This window comes from Sulfurimonas sp. HSL3-1 (assembly GCF_039645995.1).
GTDB classification, from domain to species: Bacteria; Campylobacterota; Campylobacteria; order Campylobacterales; family Sulfurimonadaceae; genus Thiomicrolovo; species Thiomicrolovo diazotrophicus.
Genome location: NZ_CP147920.1, coordinates 1,963,190 through 1,982,056 on the forward strand (window position 1 = coordinate 1,963,190; position 18,867 = coordinate 1,982,056).

Below are 18,867 nucleotides of genomic sequence, written 5' to 3' on the forward strand. Positions count from 1 at the left end.
ATTATCCTTTTGGTGTCACGACAAGGGTGACCCATTCCTCTTTTGCGATTCGCTCCGCGACATCCATATCCGCGTAAGCCTCCACAATTTTAGCTTCATATTTATCCAATATGCCTGAAAGAATCAGCCTGCCGCCCGGCCGCAACAGCTTTTTCAGCTCGTCGGCGATGAAGACAAGGACGTCCGCGACGATATTGGCGATGACGACATCGTAGGTTGCCGTCGCCTGGGCCGCCGACCCTTCCCAGATGTGGCGGAGGTCTACGTCGTTGAGTTCGCAGTTCTCCAGGGTGTTGCCGACCGAGACCGGGTCCGTGTCGCAGGCGTCGACGTTCGCGCCGAGCTTGCAGGCGGCGATGGAGAGAATGCCGCTGCCGCAGCCGACATCGATGACGTCGTCCCCGGGTTCGACGAAGCGTCCGACCGCTTCGAGGCACGATGCCGTCGTGGGGTGGTGCCCCGTCCCGAAGGCCAGTGCCGGGTCGAGGACGATGTTCACAAGTTCGGGATGCGGATCACTCCAGGTCGGGTGGACGTAAAAAGGCGCCACCTCGACGGGGGTAACGCTCTCCTGGTAGGCACGCACCCAGTCCTCGGTCCGTTTCTTTTCCAGGGTCATCTCGACGTCGATGCTGCTTCCCAGCGCTTTCTGCAGCGCTTCGGCAAACTGTTCCAGCCCCCACTGCAGGGTGGAGAGGTCATCTTCGCTCCGGACGATAAAGCCCGTGTCGGTCTCTTCAAAGCCGACCGGGAGGGTGTCGGCCAGGAAATCGGCAAAGAGCTCGCGGTGTGACGAAGGGTTGACGGTCAGCTCATAGTAGATCTCATCCATTCCCGTACACCTTCATCACCTCTTCGAGGTCAATCGTCCCTTCATAAAAGGCTTTGCCGATAATCACGCCGGCGACCTCATCGGTCACCGCCAGGGCTGCGAGGTCGCTGTCGTCGCGGACCCCGCCGCTGGCGATCGTCGGGATGCCGGAAGCGCGGGCGATATCGAGGGTGAAATCGACGTTGACGCCGCCGAGGGTGCCGTCACGGCCGACATCGGTACAGATGATCGCCTCGACACCCGCATCGGCGAAAGCCTTTGCCAGGTCCGTCGCTTTCATCTCGCTCACTTCGCCCCATCCCTCGACGGCGACATAGCCGTCAATGGCGTCGATTCCGACGACAACGGGGTATTTGGCCGCCATCGCTTTGACGAATTCGGGGTCTTTCACGGCAATGGAACCGAGGATGACACGGTCGATGCCCAGGTCGAGGTAGCGTTTGATCGTCGCCTCGTCGCGGATCCCGCCGCCCAGCTCCAGTTTGACGCTGCAGTTCTGGCGAATCTTCTCGATCTGCTCGAGGTTTTTCGGCTCTCCGGCGAAGGCACCGTTGAGGTCGACGAGGTGGACCCATTCAGCCCCCAGTTCCTCGAAACGCTTGACAAGCTCCCAGGGCTGGGAGGAGTACACCTTCGCACTCTCCATAAGCCCCTTGGTCAGGCGGACCGCCTCACCGTCTTTCAGGTCAATTGCCGGTAATATCGTCATACGTTGCTTCCTCACAGGTTGATAAAGTTTTTCAGGATCTGCAGCCCGTTCTTGTGGCTCTTCTCCGGGTGGGGCTGGATGCCCATCACGTTGTCGTGGGCGACGGCGCTCGTAAAACGGTAGCCGTACTCCGTTTCCCCGATGATGTCCGCATCCTCACCGGCCACGGCATGGAAGGAGTGGACAAAGTAGAGGTAGTGCGCCTCGTCAAGCCCCGCAAAGAGGGGGTGTTCCCGGGTGAACATGCGGTTCCATCCCATGTGCGGCACCTTCAGCGGATGGTCGAACTTCGCCGTATCGAAGGCGATCACCTTCCCTTTGATCAGCCCCAGCCCCGGGTTCGGTCCGAACTCCTCGCTGCTTTCAAACAGCAACTGCATACCCAGGCAGATGCCCAGCATCGGTTTGCCGCTGCACGCATACGCCCGCAGCGCCTCGTCCATGCCCCGTTCGCGCAGGTGCTCCATCGCGTCTCCGTAAGCCCCGACGCCGGGGAGGATCAGCCGGTCGTACCCGGCGAGTTTGTCCGGGTCGCTCTCGACGGCAACGTCCTCCCCCAGCAGCGCAAAAGCATTTTTCACGCTGGCCAGGTTGCCCATGTTGTAGTCACAGATACCTATCATTCTTCAATCGCTCGTTTCGTAAATTTGATATAGAGTGCCAGTGCCACCAGCAGGAGGGAGACCCCGCCGATGATGTAGATGGCGTTGACCAGCATGGCCGGCTCGGTCATCGCGAACTTGAAGACAAGCATCAGGGCCTCGATGGAGAGGGCGATGATGATGGAGCCGAGGAAACGTACCATCGTTTTATGCGGGTCGGTTGCCCCGCTGTCCTGCCTGTGGCGCCCCAGAACCTCCTCTTCGAAGAGGGTCTTGACAAGGTCGAAGATGGCCAGGGCCAGGGTCAGGAGGATCGTCGACTCGAAAACCTCCTTGATCTCGATTTTACGCACGTCCAACCCGAAGTGCAGGAAGGTCGTCACCCCCTTGATAAAGAGCAGCAGCGCCACCATGGACAGCATAAAGGTAAAGGCAGCGTAACCATAACGGAAAAGACGCCCGTAGAAGGAGTGCAGCGCCATCGGGTGTGCGATCTGCAGCACCGCGTCCAGGGGCATATCCAGGCAGGCGACGTAGAGCAGCGCCCCGTTTTCGTCGAAGATCGGCTGCGAGGCCGTAATCGTAAGGTCCTGGGTGATCAGCGACGGGTACGGATCGGTGATGGTACAGCGCTTCTCCCGTGCCGCGCGGTAGTAGTAAGCGCGGTCCGAGCGGATACGCCCGAAATCCTCGTCCGTCTGTTTCCCTCCCGGCAGAAAGGTCGGGGTGACCTGAACGCCCTTCTGGTCCAGCAGGTAGATTCCCTCTGCATCCCGCAGATCGCCCATGATCTTCTGCATGCGTACCATGATCGCTTCGGGGGTGATCGACGGCAGGCGGTTGGGCAGGTTCTTGGAAAAGAGGTAGCAAAAATAGGCCCGCGCTTTCGTGCGGATCTCGGAAAAGTTCTGTATGTCGCGTGCGACCATGGCATTCCCGTCCTCAAATAGTAGTACGTGATTATACCTCACCCCTGATGGCAAAGCGCTAAAGGACGAAGGGGAGCACCCAAAAGGCTCAAGGGTTTGACGCTATAATAGCGCCATGAATCACCCCCGTATCGCCATCGTCCGTCTCAGCGCCCTGGGCGACATCATCAACAGCGCCGTCGTCTTGCAGTTTATCCGCAAACACCGTCCCGAAGCCCGCATAGACTGGATCACCGAGGCGCAGTTCGCCCCCATGCTGCAGGGGCACCCGGAGCTCGCTACCGTCCACGGCATCCCCCTCAAACAGCTCAAACGCGAGAAGCGCTTCGGGCTGCTGCGCGACACAATCGCTCAGCTACGCGCGCTGGGCCCCTACGACGTCATTATCGATATGCAGGGGCTGCTCAAATCGGCCCTCGTCGCCCGTCTGCTCGGCCCGAATGTCCACGGCTTCGATGCCGCTTCGGCCCGGGAGGGCGCCGCGGCGCTCTTCTACCGCACCAAAAGCCGCATCCCCTACGAGGCCAATATCATCCGCCGCAACTGCGACATCGTTGCGGAAGCCCTCGGTTTCACCGTCAGCGATGAAGAACTGCTCGCCAAGGCCCCGGCCCTGCCGGTCGGACCCCGCCCTGATTTCCTGGACGATGTCCCCTATATTGCCGTCGTCGTCGGAGCCTCCTGGCCCTCCAAGTGCTACCCGCCGGCGCAGCTGGCCGCCGTCTGTGACGCCCTGCCGTTTCCCTGCATCCTCGTCTGGGGTTCCGAGGGTGAGCACATGGACGCCGAGGCGATCGCCGCCGAGACTGCCAACGCCCGCGTGGCACCGAAAATCGGCCTGCCCGCACTGCGCGACCTCATCGGCCATGCGGCACTGACGATCGGCGGCGATACGGGCCCCACCCACCTTGCCTGGGCGCTGAACCGCCCCTCCATCGTCCTCTACGGCCCGACGACCCCGCGGATGATGTTCGAAACCCCGCACAACGTCGCGGTCGAATCGGACTCGGTGGTCGATATCCTCCGTATCGACAAAACCGACATGAGCATCGCGACGATCCCCCCCGCCTCGGTTATCCAGAAAGCGAAAGAGTTGCTATGATCCTCTACTATTTTTTCCGCGCCGTCGAGTTTTGCCTGATGCTCCTGCCCTACGCCCTGCGCAAAGCCTTCTTTACCGGCCTCGCCTCCCTCGCCTACGCGGTCGACCGCCAGCACCGCGCCGTCATCCGCCGCAACCTCGAGATCGCCTTCGGGGAAAACGTCGGAGAAGCCGAGGAGAAGACGATCGCGCGCTACTGTTACCGTAACCTGCTGCTGAACTTCCTGCAGGTCCTCGAAAACCAGCGCATGACCCCGCAGCGGCAGGCGGAACTGGTCACCTTTGCCAACCGCGACATCGTCAACCGCGCCCGGGAGGCGGGACGCCCCGTTATCTTCGTCTCCGGGCATTTCGGCAACTGGGAGCTCGGAGCGACGGCCATCGCCTCGCAGATCATGCCCACCGTCAGCATCCACAAGCAGCTCAACAACCCCTACTTCGACCGCTACCTGCTCGCATCGCGTTCGCGCCTGCAGATGCATATGGCGGAGAAACACGGCGCCGTCAAACACCTGACCCGGGCGCTGAAAAAAGGCGAAGCCGTCTCGCTGATGATCGACCAGAACATCCGGCCGCGGGAGAGCATCTTCGTCGATTTCTTCGGGACGCAGGTGACCCAGACCTCCGCGCCCGCCTTCCTGGCGCGCAAATACAACGCGGCGGTCATCCCCGTCTTTATCCATACCGAGAATGAGCAGCACTATACGGTCCGTTTCGAAGAGGAGGTTCCCGTGCCGCATACGGAGAACGCCGAAGAGGATATCCGCATCGCGACACAGCGCCAGTCCGATGTGATGGAACGGATCATCCGGGAGGAGCCGAAGTTCTGGTTCTGGTGCCACCGCCGCTGGAAAGGCGGGAGCAAGGGGATCTACGAGGCGTAGTCCTTAACGGGCACTCCGCTTTTTTCCGACGGCGTAAAAGAGCGGCCAGAGCAGCACTGCCGCCACCATCATCAGAGAACTCAGCAGCTGCCCCATCGTCATCCAGCCGCAGCAGATAAAGCCCAGCTGCGGGTCCGGGGCGCGCCAGAACTCCGCCGCGAAACGCATCGCCCCGTAGGCGAAGCCGTAGAGCAGGATCAGCTCCCCGCGGAAGCGGCGGTGCTTGCGGTAGAGCCAGATGATGGCGAAAACGACGACGCCCTCCAGTACCGCTTCATAGAGCTGCGACGGGTGGCGCAGCGCCCCGTGGACGTAGATCCCCCAGGGCACATCGGTCACACGGCCGATAAGCTCCTGGTTGAGGAAGTTGCCGATCCGCCCGAAGACGTACCCCATGGGGACGGCGACGGCGACAATGTCCATCAGCAGGCCGAAATGGATGTGGTGGCGCTTGCTGAAGAGGGCCGAAGCGATGAAGAAGCCGATGACCGCCCCGTGATAGCTCATCCCTCTGATACCGACGAACTCGCCGTTTTTAAACGGGTTGAAGATCTGCCACGGGTGCATCAGATAGTAGGCCGTATCGGGATCGTAGAAAAGGATGTATCCCAGCCGCGCCCCGAGGATGACACCGATCTCGACCCAGATGAAGTAGGCGTCCAGCGTCAGCGTGTCGACGGGGACCCTGTCGCGGCGCACGTACCATTTCGCCCCGTAGAGTGCGGCGAGCAGCGCCAGGACGTACATCAATCCGTACCAGTGTACCGGCAGGCCGAAAAGCGAAAAGGCGACGGGATTGAAATGTTCGTAAATGTGGTTCCAGTACTCCATGGCGGCTCTTTCAGTGAATTGGACGCAAGTATAACCAACTATATTTACAGATAGTAACTCAGCGAGGTCTTCCCGAACTTCTTGCGTTTTTGCAGGCTATAAGACCCGATCGCGTCGGGCAGCTCGAGCCCGCTCATATGCTCGATGGTGATGAGGCGTACCGCTTCGCGGGGCAGCTTCGCGATCAACGAGAGCATATTGTCGTAGATATCCTCATGCCCCTCCCGGATGGAGAAGGGGGGATCGATAAAGAAATAGGCGGGCTCGCCGAGCTGCTTGAGACGTGCCAGCGTCTGGGCGATCGTCTCGAAGGTGTCGCCGGCGATCACCTCGCAGGCCGCGGGGTCGGTCTGGGCGATATTGCCCCGCAGCACCTTCAGCGCGTCGCGGTCGCGCTCCATGAAAATGATGCGTTTCGCCCCCCGGCTGAGCGCCTCGAGGCCGATGGAACCGCTGCCGGAAAAGAGCTCGACGAGGACGCTGTCCATAATCTCGAACTGCAGGGTATTGAAATAGGACTCCAGCACGATCCCCTTGGAGCTGCGCGTCGTCGTTTTGGAGGGCAGCTTCAACAGTTTCCCCTTGTATTTTCCTGCCACGATCTTCTTTGTCAGCGGTTTCATCCTCGCACCTCGTTCATGTAATATTCTATGCTGTAGCGCAGATCCTCGTCCAGGTCCGGGAGGCTGCGGAGCATCCACTCCAGGTAACCCGGGTCGCGGCGGGCGACATCTTCGATGAATTTGCCGCCGTACTTCCCGAAAGTGAGCTTGTGCACCAGCGCCTGCTCCGTCGTCAGCGCCATCAGCCGCTCGTTGTCGGCCATGGCTGCCAGGTAGCGGTGCAGCAGCAGGGTATGCAGGGCGTCGCTGAGCGCATGGTGGGCGCTCAGGGGAATCCCCAGTTCGTCGGCGAGAGCCTGCTCCTCGCGGTAGAGCCGCAGCTCGTAGCGCAGGTACTGCAGGGAGAAGTGCTCGATATCGCCGCCGAGCAGGTGCTTGACGCACTTGAGCGTATCGATCATCCCTCCCTGCCAGGTGATCCCCTCTTTGGCAAGCATGTCCAGGTCAAACGCCAGGTTGTGGCCGACGAGGACCGTTTCGGGGGTATTGAGTACTTCAAGCCGCTTTGCCGCGCCGGTCGCGTCGAACTCCGGAGCCTCCGCAAGCATCTCGTTGGTCAGATGATGCACCGCCATCGCCGCCGGCGGCACCTTTTTCGGGGGCTGGACCAAGTCGTACAGCGTCTCGTACCTGCCCTCTTCTTCGAGGATCATCCCCACGGAACAGATGCGGTCTTTTTTTTCGAGACCGGTCGTCTCCACGTCAAGGTAACAGAGCATCAGAACCGTTGCAGGAGCGTATGGTAGTGTTCAAGGGTCCGGAAACTCTTCTCAAAGCGCCAGCGCAGCACGAAGGCGACAACGGCATCGCGCTGGGAAGATTCGAGCTTTTCGGCGCGCCCGAAATAGGCCAGCGAACTGTTCTTGTTCCTGACTTTCGCCTCGCGGTCGTAGGTGATGGCGATGATCTGGACATATTTGCCCTCATGTGGCGTCCCCAGCGTATCGTCGGCAAGGGAGATCCCGGCGAGGTTCATCGCTTTGAATTCGAAAAGATCCGCGAATTCGGGCACCTTTTCATCGACGCCGAGAGCGTGGTAGAGGGATTCGAGCGCAGCCATGTTCTCCTTGCGTGCGACTTCGTAGCTTGAAATCTTTGCCGTAAGGTTTTTCAGACGATCCAGTGCCGTTGACACGTCTGCGCTCCTTTCCATTGATACGCTCCGGGAGCAAAAGCCCCCGTACCTACGCTAACGCTTTGTTCCGCCCCGGCGGAGTGCCCGTACCCCAAGGGTACTTCCTCCGGGCGCGCGCCTTTGGCGCTATTAGAACGTCACCTTCGCGAGCTATAACATTAAGATGCTCGACACACAAGCCATCTTCTGCATTATCATAGCAGTTTAACCAACCGTGCTTTATAATCAGCAAAAACTTTGGCGCATCGCGCCTGTGAGGTGATATGGATTATTTCAAGATCAACGGACCGAAAACCCTAAACGGCAGCGTCGCCGTCTCCGGCGCCAAGAATGCCGCCCTGCCGCTGATCGCCATGACGATCCTTTCCGAAAAGCCGGTGACCGTCACGAACCTGCCCCACGTCGTCGACATCAAAACCCTGCTCAAACTGCTGACCAACCTCGGCGCGGCCTTTGAACTCGACGGTAACCGTGTCACCATTGATACCCGGCCGGTCAGCCATACAATGGCCACCTACGACATTGTTAAAACCATGCGCGCGTCCATTCTCGTCCTTGGCCCGCTGCTCGCGCGCTTCGGCCACTGCGAAGTCTCCCTGCCCGGGGGCTGCGCCATCGGGCAGCGGCCGATCGACCTGCACCTCAAAGCCCTTGAGCATATGGGCGCGGAGATCACCATCCATGCCGGCTACGTCCGCGCCGAAGCCCCCGACGGCCTCAAGGGTGCGCACATTCTCTTCGACAAGATCACCGTCACCGGCACAGCCAATATCGTCATGGCCGCCGCCCTCGCCAAAGGGAAAAGTACCATCACGAACGCCGCGCGCGAACCCGAAGTCGTCCAGCTCTGCGAGATCCTCCGTGATGCCGGGGTCGCCATCGAAGGGATCGGCAGTTCCGAGCTTGTCATTGAAGGCACCGCGGGCAAACTCGTCGACATCGCCTCTTTCGCCGTCATCCCCGACCGCATCGAAGCAGGCACCTACCTCTGCGCCGCGGCCATTTCACGCTCACCGCTGACGCTGACAAATGTCCGGCCCGACCACCTCGAAGCAGTTCTGGGCAAACTCGAAGAGATGGGCGTGGGGATCGAAACGACGGAGGACACGATCACCGTCCACCCTGTCCAGTCCCTCAAACCGGTCGACATCACGACCATGGAGTACCCCGCCTTCCCGACGGACATGCAGGCGCAGTTCCTCGCGCTCTGTACCCAGGCCGAAGGGACATCGACCGTCGAAGAGCGCCTCTTCGAAAACCGCTTTATGCACGTCAGCGAACTGCAGCGCCTCGGGGCCGACATCACCCTCAAGGGCAATACCGCCACCGTCAAAGGCCCCTCGGCGCTCTTCGGCGCGGATGTCATGGCCACGGACCTGCGCGCCTCCAGTGCCCTCGTACTCGCGGCGCTGGTGGCAGAGGGGGAGACGAACATCCACCGCATCTACCACCTCGACCGCGGCTATGAGGCGCTTGAAGAGAAATTCAGCCTGATCGGTGCGGACATCGCCCGCCTGAAAGAGTAGTAGGGAAAAGAAAAGGGGAGATCACTTCTCTTCGAAGATGATCATTTCGTAGATACTTTTTTTCGTCACCAGCGCCTTCTCGGGCGGTACGCTGGTGCTCTGCTTCGCCTGGGCCAGCTGGTAGCGCAGCTCGGCAATCTCCTGTTCCATCGTATCGATCTGTTCCTTGAGGCGCAATGCCACATCGACACCGGCAAGGTTGACGCCCATTTCGCGGGTCAGGCGGAGGATCAGCTTGATGCGGTCGATATCGCGCTGGGAGTAGAGACGAATCCGGCCGTCCGAGCGCGAAGGGGTAATAAGGTTCTCACGCTCATACTGCCGCAGGGTCTGCGGATGGATGTCGAGGATCTTCGACACGATGCTGATCAGGTAGACCGGTTCGTCATACGTATGCATGGCTTACTCCTTAGGTAGTTGCGCTTTCATCGCCTCGGTCAACTCTGGATCAAGGTCGTCCACGTTCGGCAGGATGATGTTCGCGACGAGGTAGAGGTCTCCGCGTACGTTGCTTTTGCGGTTCATCACCCCCATCTCTTTCACACGGAAACGCTGGCCGTTCTTCGTGTTCTGCGGCACTTTGAGGGTAATCTCCTTCTCCAGCGTCTTGACGCTCACCTTGTCGCCGAAAAGCGCCGCGTAGAGCGGGACGTCAAAGGTTTTGATCAGCGTGTCGCCGTCGCGCTCGTATTCCGGGTTGGTGGCAATGTTGATCTTGAGGTAGAGATCGCCTGCGCTGCCGCCCTGTTTGCGCCCTTTGCCGCGGACGCGGAGCTTCTCGCCCGATTTGACCCCCGCGGGGATCTTGATATCGAAGCTCTCCCCCTCCACGTTTACCTGGTGCTTGCCGCCGAGGATAGCCGTCTGGAACGGCACGGTGATGGAGGTCTCCAGGTCGAGGTTGACCGGCTGCTGGTAACCGCCGCCCCCGAAACCGCCAAAGCCTCCGAAACCGCCTGCACCCCCGGCTCCGCCTCCGAAACCGCCGAAGCCTCCCCCGCCGCCGAACATCTGGCGCAGGATCTCGTCGAGGTCGACGTTGCCGCCCTGGGCGCGCGCAAAGTCCTGGAAGTTCTGGCCGCCGAACATCTGGTCGCCGAAACGGTCGTACTGCGCTTTTTTCTCTTTATCGCTCAGCACTTCGTACGCGGCATTGATCTCTTTGAACTTCTCTTCCGCTTCGGGGGACTTGTTCACATCGGGATGGTACTGGCGCGCCATCTTCCGGTAGGCTTTTTTGATTTCCGATTCGTTCGCGTTTTCATTGACGCCAAGGGTTTCATAAAGGCTTTTGCTCATGCAGTGTTACCTAGTTATATATTTTATTTTTAGCAGTGATTATAGCATATAAGTTGAGTCGATGTCAATCAAGGTTTGTTTTGCAGCGCTTTAGGGAACTTTTAAGTTTGCGGTAGTATAATTTCGGCCCTCGGGGTGTGGCGCAGACTGGTAGCGTGCTTCGTTCGGGACGAAGAGGCCGCAGGTTCGAATCCTGTCACCCCGACCATCGAGAGACTTCTTTCCTACAACATTTCCAGAAAAAATCCATCAAAACAACATCGAAAAATCAAGCGTTTTTACGTGCTAAATACAGCGTATAACACGCCACCCTCTTGTCAAGTCATAGACGTTCATTAGCGTGTCAGCCGGATCACCTCGGCATGGCATGTCCCGCAAGCGGCAGCCTTTCGCACTTTCTTCTTTCGGGTTCGGTTTCTTCTTTGTGCGAGCAAAGAAGAAAGGGAACAAAAATTACCATGTAGATACATAACCATTGTATGCAGGCGGTCATTGTGTCCTGGATGATGTATATGAGGGATTAGGTTTACAAGAACATATGCGGCCGAAGCCGCAGAAGGTTTAGTGGAGGAAGTGGCGGACGCCGGTGAAGTAGAGTGCCATACCGTATTCGTCTGCCGCGGCGATCACTTCGTCGTCGCGGATGGAGCCGCCCGGTTCGATGACCGTCTTGACGCCTGCGGCCGCCGCAGCGTCGATGGAGTCGCGGAACGGGAAGAAGGCTTCGCTTGCCAGCGCGGCACCGGTGACGTCCAGCCCCATCGCCTCGGCTTTTTTCAGCGCACACTGCGACGCGTCGACGCGCGACGTCATCCCCATGCCGACCGCGACCATCGCCGCGTCCTTGACGTAGACGACACAGTTCGATTTTGTCAGCGACGCGACTTTCCACGCGATCTCCGCGTCTTTCATCGCCGCCGCATCCGCGCTCAGCTTGCTTTTCTGCTCGGCGTTGCTGATCTCATCCGCTGCCACCTTGTCGGCATCCTGGAAGACGAAACCGCCGTCGATGTGTTTGAAGTCAACGGCATCGTTGGCGAGGACAATCTTGTCGCTGCCGTATTCGAAAAGCTTGATGCGCTTCTTCGCCGCGAACACCTCCTGCGCTTCCGCCGTGATACGGCCGGCAATGATCACTTCGAGGAAGATCTCGTTCATCATCTCCGCCAGCGCCTTGTCGACGACACCGTTGACAGCGACAACGCCGCCGAAGGCGGACACGGGGTCGCATTTGAGCGCTTCGGTATAGGCGTCGAGCAGGCTGTCGCGGATGGCGAAGCCGCACGGGTTGCCGTGCTTAACAATACAGACGGCATTTTCGTCGCCGAAGGCCGCGGCGATCTTGACCGCGCCGCTGATGTCTGTCAGGTTGTTGAAGCTCGCCTCGCCTTTGAGGGTCGTAAAGTTCTTGCTGAAGTGCTCCTCGAACTCGTACAGCGCCCCCTTCTGGTGCGGGTTCTCGCCGTAGCGGGTATTCATCACCTTTTTGCCGACGACGAACTGTTTCGCCCCCATACCGTCGTTGAAACGCTTGTTCATATAATTGGCGATCATGCTGTCGTAGGCGGCAGTGTGCTCGTAGGCCTTGATCATCAGGCTGCGGCGGAACTCGACGCTGTTCTCGTCGTTCTCGATCGCGTTCAGGACCAGCGAATAGTCGGAGGGATCGGTGACGATCATGACACTGTCAAAGTTTTTCGCGGCGGAGCGGACCATCGCCGGTCCCCCGATATCGATGTTCTCGATGATCTCCTCGAAATCGTCCGTGCGCTCAATGGTCGCCTTGAAAGGATAGAGGTTGACGCAGACGAGGTCGATCGGCTCGACGCCCAGTTCCGCGGCCTGGTCCAGGTGCGACTGCTTGTCGCGGCGATGCAGGATGCCGCCGTGGATGTAGGGGTTGAGGGTTTTGACGCGCCCCTCGAAACACTCCGGGAATTTGGTGACCTCATCGATCTCGATGGCCGCGATACCGGCCTCTTTCAGCATCTTGAACGTCCCGCCCGTTGAGATGATCTCATAGCCGTTTTTCACCAGGGACGCCGCGAATTCGACGATATTGCTTTTATCGCTGACGCTCAGCAGTGCTCTTTTCATTCCGTTTCGCCTTTTTTCGGGCTTGAAGCCCATGTATTTCATTGACGGAATTTTAACAAAGGAGCGGTTAGGATTGGATCAAATTCTGATCACGCCCCGTGTTTTTGGCGTATATCCAGGAACTGCCAGAGGTTGTCGACAAAGAGCTCTACCAGTTTCGGATCGAAATGTTTACCGCTCTCTTCGGTAAGATAGGCCAACGCCTTGTTCACCTGCCACTCCTCTTTATAGCTGCGTTTGCTCAGCAGCACGTCAAACACGTCCGCCAAGGCAACGATACGCCCGAAGATATGAATCTCTTCCCCCTTCAGTCCTTTCGGGTAGCCGCTCCCGTCGAACTTTTCGTGGTGCTGGGCGGCGATGATCGCCGCGGCCCTCAGTACGGGCCGATCGGTGCGGCTGAGGATGTGGGCCCCCCACTGCGTATGGTGCTGTACCGCCTCGCGCTCTTTGGCTTCCAGCGGCAGAGGTTTGTTCAGAATCCGTTCAGGAACGATAACGTTGCCGATATCATGCATCGCCGAAGCCCTCTTCAGCATCTCGACGGCTTCCGGACGGAGTCCGTAGAGCTCGCCGAGCAGCGCACTGTATCCCGCGACTCTTTTGAGATGCCCCTTGTCCTGCGAACGGAGTTCCCCGACATACGCCAGGGTGTAGATCAGATCCTCCTCCGTCTCATCAGCATGCCGTTCACGGTGTTTTCGCAACTCCAGGTGCGTCCGGACCCGCGCATAAAGTTCCGAACTGTTGAAGGGTTTGACAATGCAGTCCGCACCGCCGGCTTCAAAACTGCGTTTAATCTCCTGCGCCCCCGGGATCATCCCGGTAAAAATGACGGGGATCTCCTGGGTCTTGGCTTCCGATTTCAGCCGCTTGCAGATCCCGTAGCCGTCGATGTTCTTCGCCGTTGCGTCAAGCAGGATCAGGTCGATATTCAGCGCGCCCGCTATCGCCATTGCCGCGTCTTCGTTCTCTGCCCCCAAAACGCTGCACCCCTCTTTTGCGAACAGTTCCCGGACGGTGACGATATGCTTCGGTGATTCGTCAACAACCAGGATTTTTGCCGGAAAAATTTTCATATTTACTCTTTTTAAAAACAATAAACAATATGATAGCACCGATATATTAATTTTTTATAAACTTTATTGTTATATAGCATTCTTATCACATTTGATCCGCCGGAGCAGATCGGCAGTGCGCTATAATGCCGCATGCGAACCAGACGCCTGCTGCTCTTACTGCTGTTCCTCGTCGCCCTCAGCGGCGAAGCACTGCACACCCTCAGTGCGCACCATGACGGGAGTCACTGTCCCGTCTGTACCGTCGTCGCCCACGCAGCAGCACCCGATATCGTCAAACCGTTCGAGCCGTTTATCCTCTTCCATGACACTGAAGAGCCTTGCCTGGCCGCCAAAGTCCACAGCAGCTTTGCCTTCCACTTCGTTCCGGCCCGGGCCCCTCCCCGCTTCGTTTAATCCCTACAAAAAAACCATAGCACTATGCAGCACCCATCACAAATCCAACCCGGGTGCACTGATTAAACGGAGTCTATTTAATGCAAAAAACTTTTATCTCCCTGCCCCTTTTCTACGCACTGCTCTTCGCGGATGCCGCTACGATCCTTCCGGTCGAAAAGCGTACCTTCGAACAGTCCAAGTTTATTCCGGATATCTCTCTGATTCTTGACGCTTCCTACGTTACCCGCAATAAGACAGATGACGAGATCGCCCACTACGAGATCCCCGGTGTCGCCCACGGCATCATGGGGGCCCACGCCCACGACGGGAACTCCCACGCCACCTACAACGCCTACAACGGCTTTAACCTCAACTACGGCGAACTGGTGCTCTCCAGCTCCGTCGACCCCTACTTCACCCTTGACGGCACCTTCCACTTCAGCGAAAACGGCGTCGAGATCGAAGAGGCCTATTTCACCTCGACCGCCCTCCCCTACGGCCTGCGTCTGCGCGGAGGGAAACTGCTCTCCAACTTCGGCCGCCTCAACTCCCAGCACCACCACTACTGGGATTTCGGGGACATGCCGCTCATCTATCAGGCCTTCCTCGGGGATCACGGTATCAATGAAAAGGGGGTCCAGCTGCAGTGGGTCGCTCCGACAGAGACCTACCTGATGTTCGGGGGCGAGGTACTCCAGGGCGAGAACGAGATGATGTTCGGCACCGCCAGCATCGCCGACCCGACCGCGACCGACCCCGATGCCGCGCCGCTGGCCGAATCGGCTGACGCGCCCGCCCTCTTTGTCGCCTATGCGAAAACCGCCGTTGATATCGGCGAGACAACCGTTATGCCCGGTATCTCCTACGCACGCGGCACCTCGCGGCTTGACCACTTCGAGGATGAAACGCCCCACGCTTTTTCCGGCATGAGTTCGCTCTACGGTGCCGACCTGACCGTCAAACACTACTTCGACTCCTACAGCTTCCTGACCTGGCAGAGCGAATGGATGATGCGCGACATGAAGGGCACCCAGTATGCGCAGCCCGATGCCAACACGACGACCTCCGCCTCCCTGCGCAAAGAGCAGGCCGGCTACTATACCCAGCTCGTCTACGCCTACAACATGAACTGGCGCGCCGGCGTCCGCTACGACAATATCTATCAAAACGACGTCACGAAAAACGACGTGCTCCAGGATATGGAAGACGGATTTGAGCGCATCAGCGCCATGGTGGAGTACCACCCCAGCGAGTTCAGCCGTTTCCGTCTTCAGTATAATCACAATACGGCCCTCTATAACGAGGATGGCCAACGCCAGAGCGTCGATACGATTATGCTGCAGGCCAACATTGCCATCGGGGCGCACGCGGCACACGATTTTTAAGACATCCGTCTGTACTCGCCAGGGCAAGCTCCGAAGGTAGCTCCTACGGGCACGCGCTCTTGGCGCTTAGTATGGGATGACATCCGATCTATAAAGGTTTGACATGAAAAAACTGCTTTTTATCCTTCTGCTGCCTGCCGCGCTCCTTGCCCACCTCAACATCGCCGTCACCTACCCCTACATCGGCGCGCTGACGCGGGCAGTTGGCGGTGACCACGTCACGACCGTCGTACTGGCCAAGGGCAACTGGGATCCCCACTTTGTCGTTCCCCGCCCCTCACTCATCGCCAAGATGCGCCGGGCCGACGCGCTGATCATGAACGGCGGCCAGCTGGAAATAGGCTGGCTCCCTCCACTGATCCGCCGCGGCAACAACCCCAAGGTCAATCCGGGCGCACCGACCTTTTTGAACCTGGCGCAGGGCATCGAGCTAATCAACAAACCGAGCGAGGTCGACCGGGCAAACGGGGATATCCACCCTGCCGGCAATCCCCATTTCCACCTCGATCCACACAACATCCCGCTCTTGGCGAAGCAGATCGCGCTGTTTCTGGCATCGATCGATGCGGAGCATAAAAGCATTTATGAAAAGAACCTGGAAAGTTTTAATGCGGAATGGGAAAAAAATCTCGCGCGCTGGACGCGGGTTATGGCCCCGAAACAGGGAATGAAAGTCGTGCAGTTCCACGACAACCTCGCCTATTTCAACAAGGCCTACGGCCTCATCAACATCGCCACGATCGAGCCGCTGCCGGGGATCCCGCCCTCCCCGCGTCACACCCTCGACGTGATCGGGAAGATCCGAGCCGAGCATCCCTGCTGTATTCTGCACGACGTCTACCACTCCACCAAGACCGCGGAATACATCCGGGACAAGACCGGGATCAGGGTCATCCTGATGCCCCATGACATCGGGGCGTTGGAGTCCATCGACTCCCTCACAGCCCTGTTTGACTACCTGACAAAGGCCCTCACCGATGATTGATATTTTCCTGCCGCCGCTGCTGCTCGTCTTCGTGCTCGTCATGATCCACGCCTGGTTCGGCAAAGGGGTGCTCGAGCGGGGCATCATTTTCACCGACCTCGCCATCGCCCAGTTCGCGGCGCTGGGCAGTGCCGTCAGCCTGGGCTATTTCCACGGCGACTATCTCTACCTTTTCACCCTCGGGAGCGCCCTCTTCAGTGCCGTGCTCATCGCGTTTGCATCCCACAGGAACCTGCACCTGGAGGCCTTTATCGGGATTCTTTACGTCCTGGGAGCCAGCGGCGTCATGATGGTCCTGGCCAACTCCGCCGAGGGGATGGAGCACTTCAAGGCGCTACTGGCCACCGACATTCTCTTCACCCCCCTCGAACACGTGCTCTACAGCAGCATCGTCTATGCCCTGCTGGGGCTGTTGATCTGGCAGCTCTACCCGCGTCTAACAGGGTTCATGCAGGAGCTGCTCTTCTTTGTCATGCTCGCCGTCACCGTCACCTCATCCGTTCAGCTTGCCGGCGTGCTCGTCGTCTTTACCCTGCTGATCGCACCGGTCTTCATGGCGTCCATGCAGAAGCGTTTCCCGCCGCTGGGCTTCGCCTTCGTTTTCGGCTGGGCTTTCAGCGCCGCGGCGATCGCCGCATCCTACACATTCGACCTGCCGACGGGGTACACCATCGTCTTTCTCGGTGCCCTCAGCGTCCTGCTCGGCACCCTGATGCTCAGCCGTAAGAAAGCGTGACTACTCGTCGAGGTTGTTCTCGTCCCAACAGGCGTCGACCTGCCGGTCGATGGCGAGGTCGGCGCTGGTCTGCTCATTGACGTCGCCGACGATGTCCCACGTGCTGATTGCCATAAAGGCAAAGGCCGCCACCAGCACCGCCGTCACAAAATAGATGTTCATATACTCTTTCTTGAAAAGCTTCACGGGACTCCTTTCCACTCCAATTGTCCCCATTTTATAGCATAAGGGTTAATAATATGAAAAGCCGTGACAGAAGGCGTCTTCTTTTAGGCTTATCTAAGGCGGGTATAATGTCGCCATCACATGCAAAGGATAATTTATGGAGCTCAAAGATCAGATCAGAAACGATATTAAAGAAGCGATGAAAGCCAAGGAGGTCCAGCGCCGTGACGCGCTGAGACTGCTGAGCAGTGCCATGAAACAGATCGAGGTGGACGAACGCAAAGAGCTCAGCGACGACGATGTCATCGCCATCATTCAAAAACAGATCAAGCAGCGCAACGACGCCGCGGCCCAGTACAAGGATGCCGGACGCGACGAGCTGTACGACAAAGAGATGGCCGAGATCGCCGTATTCGAGACCTACCTTCCGGCACAGCTCGACGACGCCGAGCTCGAAAGCGCCGTCAAGGCGATCATCGAAAAAACCGGTGCGAGCACGATGAAAGATATGGGCAAGGTCATGGGAATGGCCAGCAAAGAGCTCGCGGGCCAGGCCGACGGCAAACGCATCAGCGGCTGCGTCAAAACACTCCTTTCATAAACTTTCCCGTTCCGTCACTTCCCGGACGGAACGGTCCCAGCCCTCTCTTCACGACACCCTTTTGCCGTCCAGAGTTCCGAGCACGGTCCGATAGTATATTCACCAAGGAAAAGTCATGACAACGAAAATCACATTGGAGCTGAGACGCTACCTGCAGATCCTGGTCGGCGGTATCGTACTGGCGGCGGGGGTCACCCTCTTCCTCGTCCCCAACCATATCACCTCCGGAGGCACCCCCGGGATGGCCATCCTTGTCACCTATTTTACGGGGATCTCCATCGGGACGATCATGCTCTCCATCAACATCCCGATGGTGCTCATGAGCATGAAGTTCATCGGCCGGGGATACGCGTTTCGGACCGTCTTTGCCATCGTCGTCATCGCCATGTCGGCAGATATGTTTTTGGAAATGCTGAAGCTCCCCGCCCTGACGCAGGAACCGCTTCTGGGCGCCGTCTTCGGCGGGATGCTCATCGGCCTGGGCGTAGGGCTGATCGTCAAAGCCAGCGCATCGCCCGGCGGCCCCTCCATCATCGCCGGCATGATCGCCCACAGGAGCCACTGGAAGGAGGGGGATCTCATCATCGCGCTCGATGCCCTGATCGTCTTCTCGGCCGGATTCGTCTTCCCGAAACTCGACAGTATGCTCTGGAGCCTGGTCGGCGTCTACATCAGCGCCAGGGGCATCAACCTGATCCTCTCAGGCCGCCCCTCCAAAAAAGTGCTGCACATCTCTTCGGAGAACGCCGAAACCCTCAAAGCCCACCTCCTGCACAAACTGGGGCATGAAGGCGGCGTCATCCTCGAAGGAACGACACTCCACACGGGAGACGAACGGCGGCTGCTGATGCTGATCGTGGATAACAATAAAGTCCAGAGCGTCCGGCAGATCGTCCAGGCGTATGACCCTACGGGTGTCGTCGTGGTGATGGAAGCATCGGAGTTGATGGGCGGGTGACTTTAACGGCG

At 58.7% G+C, this 18,867-nt stretch carries 22 protein-coding genes and 1 tRNA gene; 10 read left to right on the forward strand and 13 right to left on the reverse strand.

Translation table 11 applies throughout. The annotated features are described in order from the left end of the window. Position 1 precedes the first annotated feature (1 nt). From WCY31_RS10090 to WCY31_RS10105, 4 genes are read right to left on the reverse strand one after another with little or no spacing between them, the layout of a single operon-like run. Positions 2-832, reverse strand: coding sequence for a 50S ribosomal protein L11 methyltransferase (locus tag WCY31_RS10090; RefSeq protein ID WP_345969698.1), 831 nt, complete (start codon positions 830-832; stop codon positions 2-4). Next, on the reverse strand, positions 825-1,541 hold the full coding sequence (gene hisA, locus WCY31_RS10095) for a 1-(5-phosphoribosyl)-5-[(5-phosphoribosylamino)methylideneamino]imidazole-4-carboxamide isomerase (RefSeq protein ID WP_345969699.1): 717 nt from the start codon (positions 1,539-1,541) through the stop codon (positions 825-827). Before hisA ends, WCY31_RS10090 begins: the two co-directional genes overlap by 8 nt. 11 nt (positions 1,542-1,552) lie before the next feature. Beyond that, entirely contained in the window at positions 1,553-2,164 is a 612-nt protein-coding gene (gene hisH, locus WCY31_RS10100; protein ID WP_345972277.1) for an imidazole glycerol phosphate synthase subunit HisH, read from the reverse strand. Further along, entirely contained in the window at positions 2,161-3,072 is a 912-nt protein-coding gene (locus tag WCY31_RS10105) for a PDC sensor domain-containing protein (RefSeq protein ID WP_345969701.1), read from the reverse strand. The genes hisH and WCY31_RS10105 overlap by 4 nt, the downstream gene beginning before the upstream one ends. 115 nt (positions 3,073-3,187) lie before the next feature. Here WCY31_RS10105 and waaC point away from each other — a divergent pair, with 115 nt between their 5' ends. Both waaC and WCY31_RS10115 read left to right on the forward strand, forming a co-directional pair. After that, positions 3,188-4,174, forward strand: a complete 987-nt coding sequence (gene waaC / locus WCY31_RS10110) for a lipopolysaccharide heptosyltransferase I (protein WP_345972278.1) — start codon at positions 3,188-3,190, stop codon at positions 4,172-4,174. Next, positions 4,171-5,058: a lipid A biosynthesis lauroyl acyltransferase gene (locus tag WCY31_RS10115; protein WP_345972280.1), complete on the forward strand. Its 888-nt coding sequence runs from the start codon at positions 4,171-4,173 to the stop codon at positions 5,056-5,058. Before waaC ends, WCY31_RS10115 begins: the two co-directional genes overlap by 4 nt. A gap of 3 nt (positions 5,059-5,061) precedes the next feature. Here WCY31_RS10115 and lgt read toward each other — a convergent pair whose 3' ends face one another. Genes lgt through WCY31_RS10135 form a run of 4 tightly spaced genes read right to left on the reverse strand, consistent with a single transcriptional unit; the run spans position 5,062 to position 7,647 of the window. Continuing rightward, complete coding sequence (gene lgt, locus WCY31_RS10120) at positions 5,062-5,889, reverse strand: prolipoprotein diacylglyceryl transferase (RefSeq protein ID WP_345969704.1); 828 nt, start codon at positions 5,887-5,889, stop codon at positions 5,062-5,064. A gap of 44 nt (positions 5,890-5,933) precedes the next feature. After that, on the reverse strand, positions 5,934-6,512 hold the full coding sequence (gene rsmD, locus WCY31_RS10125; protein WP_345972281.1) for a 16S rRNA (guanine(966)-N(2))-methyltransferase RsmD: 579 nt from the start codon (positions 6,510-6,512) through the stop codon (positions 5,934-5,936). Then, entirely contained in the window at positions 6,509-7,231 is a 723-nt protein-coding gene (locus WCY31_RS10130; protein ID WP_345972283.1) for an exonuclease domain-containing protein, read from the reverse strand. The genes rsmD and WCY31_RS10130 overlap by 4 nt, the downstream gene beginning before the upstream one ends. Then, positions 7,231-7,647 carry a hypothetical protein gene (locus WCY31_RS10135; protein WP_345972284.1) on the reverse strand — a complete coding sequence of 139 codons (417 nt, stop codon included), beginning with the start codon at positions 7,645-7,647 and terminating at the stop codon, positions 7,231-7,233. The genes WCY31_RS10130 and WCY31_RS10135 overlap by 1 nt, the downstream gene beginning before the upstream one ends. A gap of 263 nt (positions 7,648-7,910) precedes the next feature. Here WCY31_RS10135 and murA point away from each other — a divergent pair, with 263 nt between their 5' ends. Continuing rightward, a complete protein-coding gene (gene murA / locus WCY31_RS10140; RefSeq protein ID WP_345972286.1) occupies positions 7,911-9,173 on the forward strand; it encodes a UDP-N-acetylglucosamine 1-carboxyvinyltransferase in 1,263 nt (420 codons plus the stop codon). A 21-nt stretch (positions 9,174-9,194) separates the two neighbouring features. Here the strand turns inward: murA and WCY31_RS10145 are convergent, their stop codons facing one another. Beyond that, a complete protein-coding gene (locus WCY31_RS10145) occupies positions 9,195-9,572 on the reverse strand; it encodes a heat shock protein transcriptional repressor HspR (protein WP_231018977.1) in 378 nt (125 codons plus the stop codon). A gap of 3 nt (positions 9,573-9,575) precedes the next feature. Beyond that, positions 9,576-10,472 carry a DnaJ C-terminal domain-containing protein gene (locus WCY31_RS10150; protein ID WP_345972288.1) on the reverse strand — a complete coding sequence of 299 codons (897 nt, stop codon included), beginning with the start codon at positions 10,470-10,472 and terminating at the stop codon, positions 9,576-9,578. A 131-nt stretch (positions 10,473-10,603) separates the two neighbouring features. Between WCY31_RS10150 and WCY31_RS10155 the strand changes: the two genes are divergently transcribed. After that, positions 10,604-10,680, forward strand: a tRNA-Pro gene (locus WCY31_RS10155). Between the two features lie 353 nt (positions 10,681-11,033). Here the strand turns inward: WCY31_RS10155 and purH are convergent. Together purH and WCY31_RS10165 are read right to left on the reverse strand one after the other, a co-directional pair. Continuing rightward, positions 11,034-12,569, reverse strand: a complete 1,536-nt coding sequence (gene purH / locus WCY31_RS10160) for a bifunctional phosphoribosylaminoimidazolecarboxamide formyltransferase/IMP cyclohydrolase (protein WP_345972290.1) — start codon at positions 12,567-12,569, stop codon at positions 11,034-11,036. Positions 12,570-12,658: 89 nt separating this feature from the next. Next, entirely contained in the window at positions 12,659-13,648 is a 990-nt protein-coding gene (locus tag WCY31_RS10165) for an HD domain-containing phosphohydrolase (RefSeq protein WP_345972291.1), read from the reverse strand. Between the two features lie 132 nt (positions 13,649-13,780). Here WCY31_RS10165 and WCY31_RS10170 point away from each other — a divergent pair, with 132 nt between their 5' ends. The 4 genes from WCY31_RS10170 (at position 13,781) to WCY31_RS10185 (ending at position 17,132) form a co-directional block, all read left to right on the forward strand. After that, on the forward strand, positions 13,781-14,044 hold the full coding sequence (locus WCY31_RS10170) for a hypothetical protein (RefSeq protein ID WP_345969713.1): 264 nt from the start codon (positions 13,781-13,783) through the stop codon (positions 14,042-14,044). An 80-nt stretch (positions 14,045-14,124) separates the two neighbouring features. Continuing rightward, positions 14,125-15,411 (forward strand): hypothetical protein, encoded by a 1,287-nt coding sequence (locus WCY31_RS10175; RefSeq protein ID WP_345972293.1) that lies wholly within the window; start codon positions 14,125-14,127, stop codon positions 15,409-15,411. A 103-nt stretch (positions 15,412-15,514) separates the two neighbouring features. Next, positions 15,515-16,396: a metal ABC transporter substrate-binding protein gene (locus WCY31_RS10180; RefSeq protein WP_345972294.1), complete on the forward strand. Its 882-nt coding sequence runs from the start codon at positions 15,515-15,517 to the stop codon at positions 16,394-16,396. Then, positions 16,389-17,132 carry a metal ABC transporter permease gene (locus WCY31_RS10185; protein WP_345972296.1) on the forward strand — a complete coding sequence of 248 codons (744 nt, stop codon included), beginning with the start codon at positions 16,389-16,391 and terminating at the stop codon, positions 17,130-17,132. Before WCY31_RS10180 ends, WCY31_RS10185 begins: the two co-directional genes overlap by 8 nt. Here the strand turns inward: WCY31_RS10185 and WCY31_RS10190 are convergent, their stop codons facing one another. Continuing rightward, positions 17,133-17,318, reverse strand: a complete 186-nt coding sequence (locus WCY31_RS10190; RefSeq protein WP_345969717.1) for a hypothetical protein — start codon at positions 17,316-17,318, stop codon at positions 17,133-17,135. It lies immediately after the preceding gene. Between the two features lie 136 nt (positions 17,319-17,454). Here WCY31_RS10190 and WCY31_RS10195 point away from each other — a divergent pair, with 136 nt between their 5' ends. Together WCY31_RS10195 and WCY31_RS10200 are read left to right on the forward strand one after the other, a co-directional pair. Then, complete coding sequence (locus WCY31_RS10195) at positions 17,455-17,898, forward strand: GatB/YqeY domain-containing protein (RefSeq protein ID WP_345972297.1); 444 nt, start codon at positions 17,455-17,457, stop codon at positions 17,896-17,898. 115 nt (positions 17,899-18,013) lie between these two features. Then, positions 18,014-18,856, forward strand: a complete 843-nt coding sequence (locus WCY31_RS10200; protein WP_345972298.1) for a YitT family protein — start codon at positions 18,014-18,016, stop codon at positions 18,854-18,856. Positions 18,857-18,867 lie beyond the last annotated feature (11 nt).

Excerpts from the sequence above, each read along its gene's own strand:
- WCY31_RS10090 (WP_345969698.1), bottom strand. The coding sequence starts at position 832 with ATGGATGAGATCTACTATGAGCTGACCGTCAACCCTTCGTCACACCGC.
- hisA (WP_345969699.1), bottom strand. The coding sequence starts at position 1,541 with ATGACGATATTACCGGCAATTGACCTGAAAGACGGTGAGGCGGTCCGC.
- hisH (WP_345972277.1), bottom strand. The coding sequence starts at position 2,164 with ATGATAGGTATCTGTGACTACAACATGGGCAACCTGGCCAGCGTGAAA.
- WCY31_RS10105 (WP_345969701.1), bottom strand. The coding sequence starts at position 3,072 with ATGGTCGCACGCGACATACAGAACTTTTCCGAGATCCGCACGAAAGCG.
- waaC (WP_345972278.1), top strand. The coding sequence starts at position 3,188 with ATGAATCACCCCCGTATCGCCATCGTCCGTCTCAGCGCCCTGGGCGAC.
- WCY31_RS10115 (WP_345972280.1), top strand. The coding sequence starts at position 4,171 with ATGATCCTCTACTATTTTTTCCGCGCCGTCGAGTTTTGCCTGATGCTC.
- lgt (WP_345969704.1), bottom strand. The coding sequence starts at position 5,889 with ATGGAGTACTGGAACCACATTTACGAACATTTCAATCCCGTCGCCTTT.
- rsmD (WP_345972281.1), bottom strand. The coding sequence starts at position 6,512 with ATGAAACCGCTGACAAAGAAGATCGTGGCAGGAAAATACAAGGGGAAA.
- WCY31_RS10130 (WP_345972283.1), bottom strand. The coding sequence starts at position 7,231 with ATGCTCTGTTACCTTGACGTGGAGACGACCGGTCTCGAAAAAAAAGAC.
- murA (WP_345972286.1), top strand. The coding sequence starts at position 7,911 with ATGGATTATTTCAAGATCAACGGACCGAAAACCCTAAACGGCAGCGTC.
- WCY31_RS10145 (WP_231018977.1), bottom strand. The coding sequence starts at position 9,572 with ATGCATACGTATGACGAACCGGTCTACCTGATCAGCATCGTGTCGAAG.
- WCY31_RS10150 (WP_345972288.1), bottom strand. The coding sequence starts at position 10,472 with ATGAGCAAAAGCCTTTATGAAACCCTTGGCGTCAATGAAAACGCGAAC.
- purH (WP_345972290.1), bottom strand. The coding sequence starts at position 12,569 with ATGAAAAGAGCACTGCTGAGCGTCAGCGATAAAAGCAATATCGTCGAA.
- WCY31_RS10165 (WP_345972291.1), bottom strand. The coding sequence starts at position 13,648 with ATGAAAATTTTTCCGGCAAAAATCCTGGTTGTTGACGAATCACCGAAG.
- WCY31_RS10170 (WP_345969713.1), top strand. The coding sequence starts at position 13,781 with ATGCGAACCAGACGCCTGCTGCTCTTACTGCTGTTCCTCGTCGCCCTC.
- WCY31_RS10175 (WP_345972293.1), top strand. The coding sequence starts at position 14,125 with ATGCAAAAAACTTTTATCTCCCTGCCCCTTTTCTACGCACTGCTCTTC.
- WCY31_RS10180 (WP_345972294.1), top strand. The coding sequence starts at position 15,515 with ATGAAAAAACTGCTTTTTATCCTTCTGCTGCCTGCCGCGCTCCTTGCC.
- WCY31_RS10185 (WP_345972296.1), top strand. The coding sequence starts at position 16,389 with ATGATTGATATTTTCCTGCCGCCGCTGCTGCTCGTCTTCGTGCTCGTC.
- WCY31_RS10195 (WP_345972297.1), top strand. The coding sequence starts at position 17,455 with ATGGAGCTCAAAGATCAGATCAGAAACGATATTAAAGAAGCGATGAAA.
- WCY31_RS10200 (WP_345972298.1), top strand. The coding sequence starts at position 18,014 with ATGACAACGAAAATCACATTGGAGCTGAGACGCTACCTGCAGATCCTG.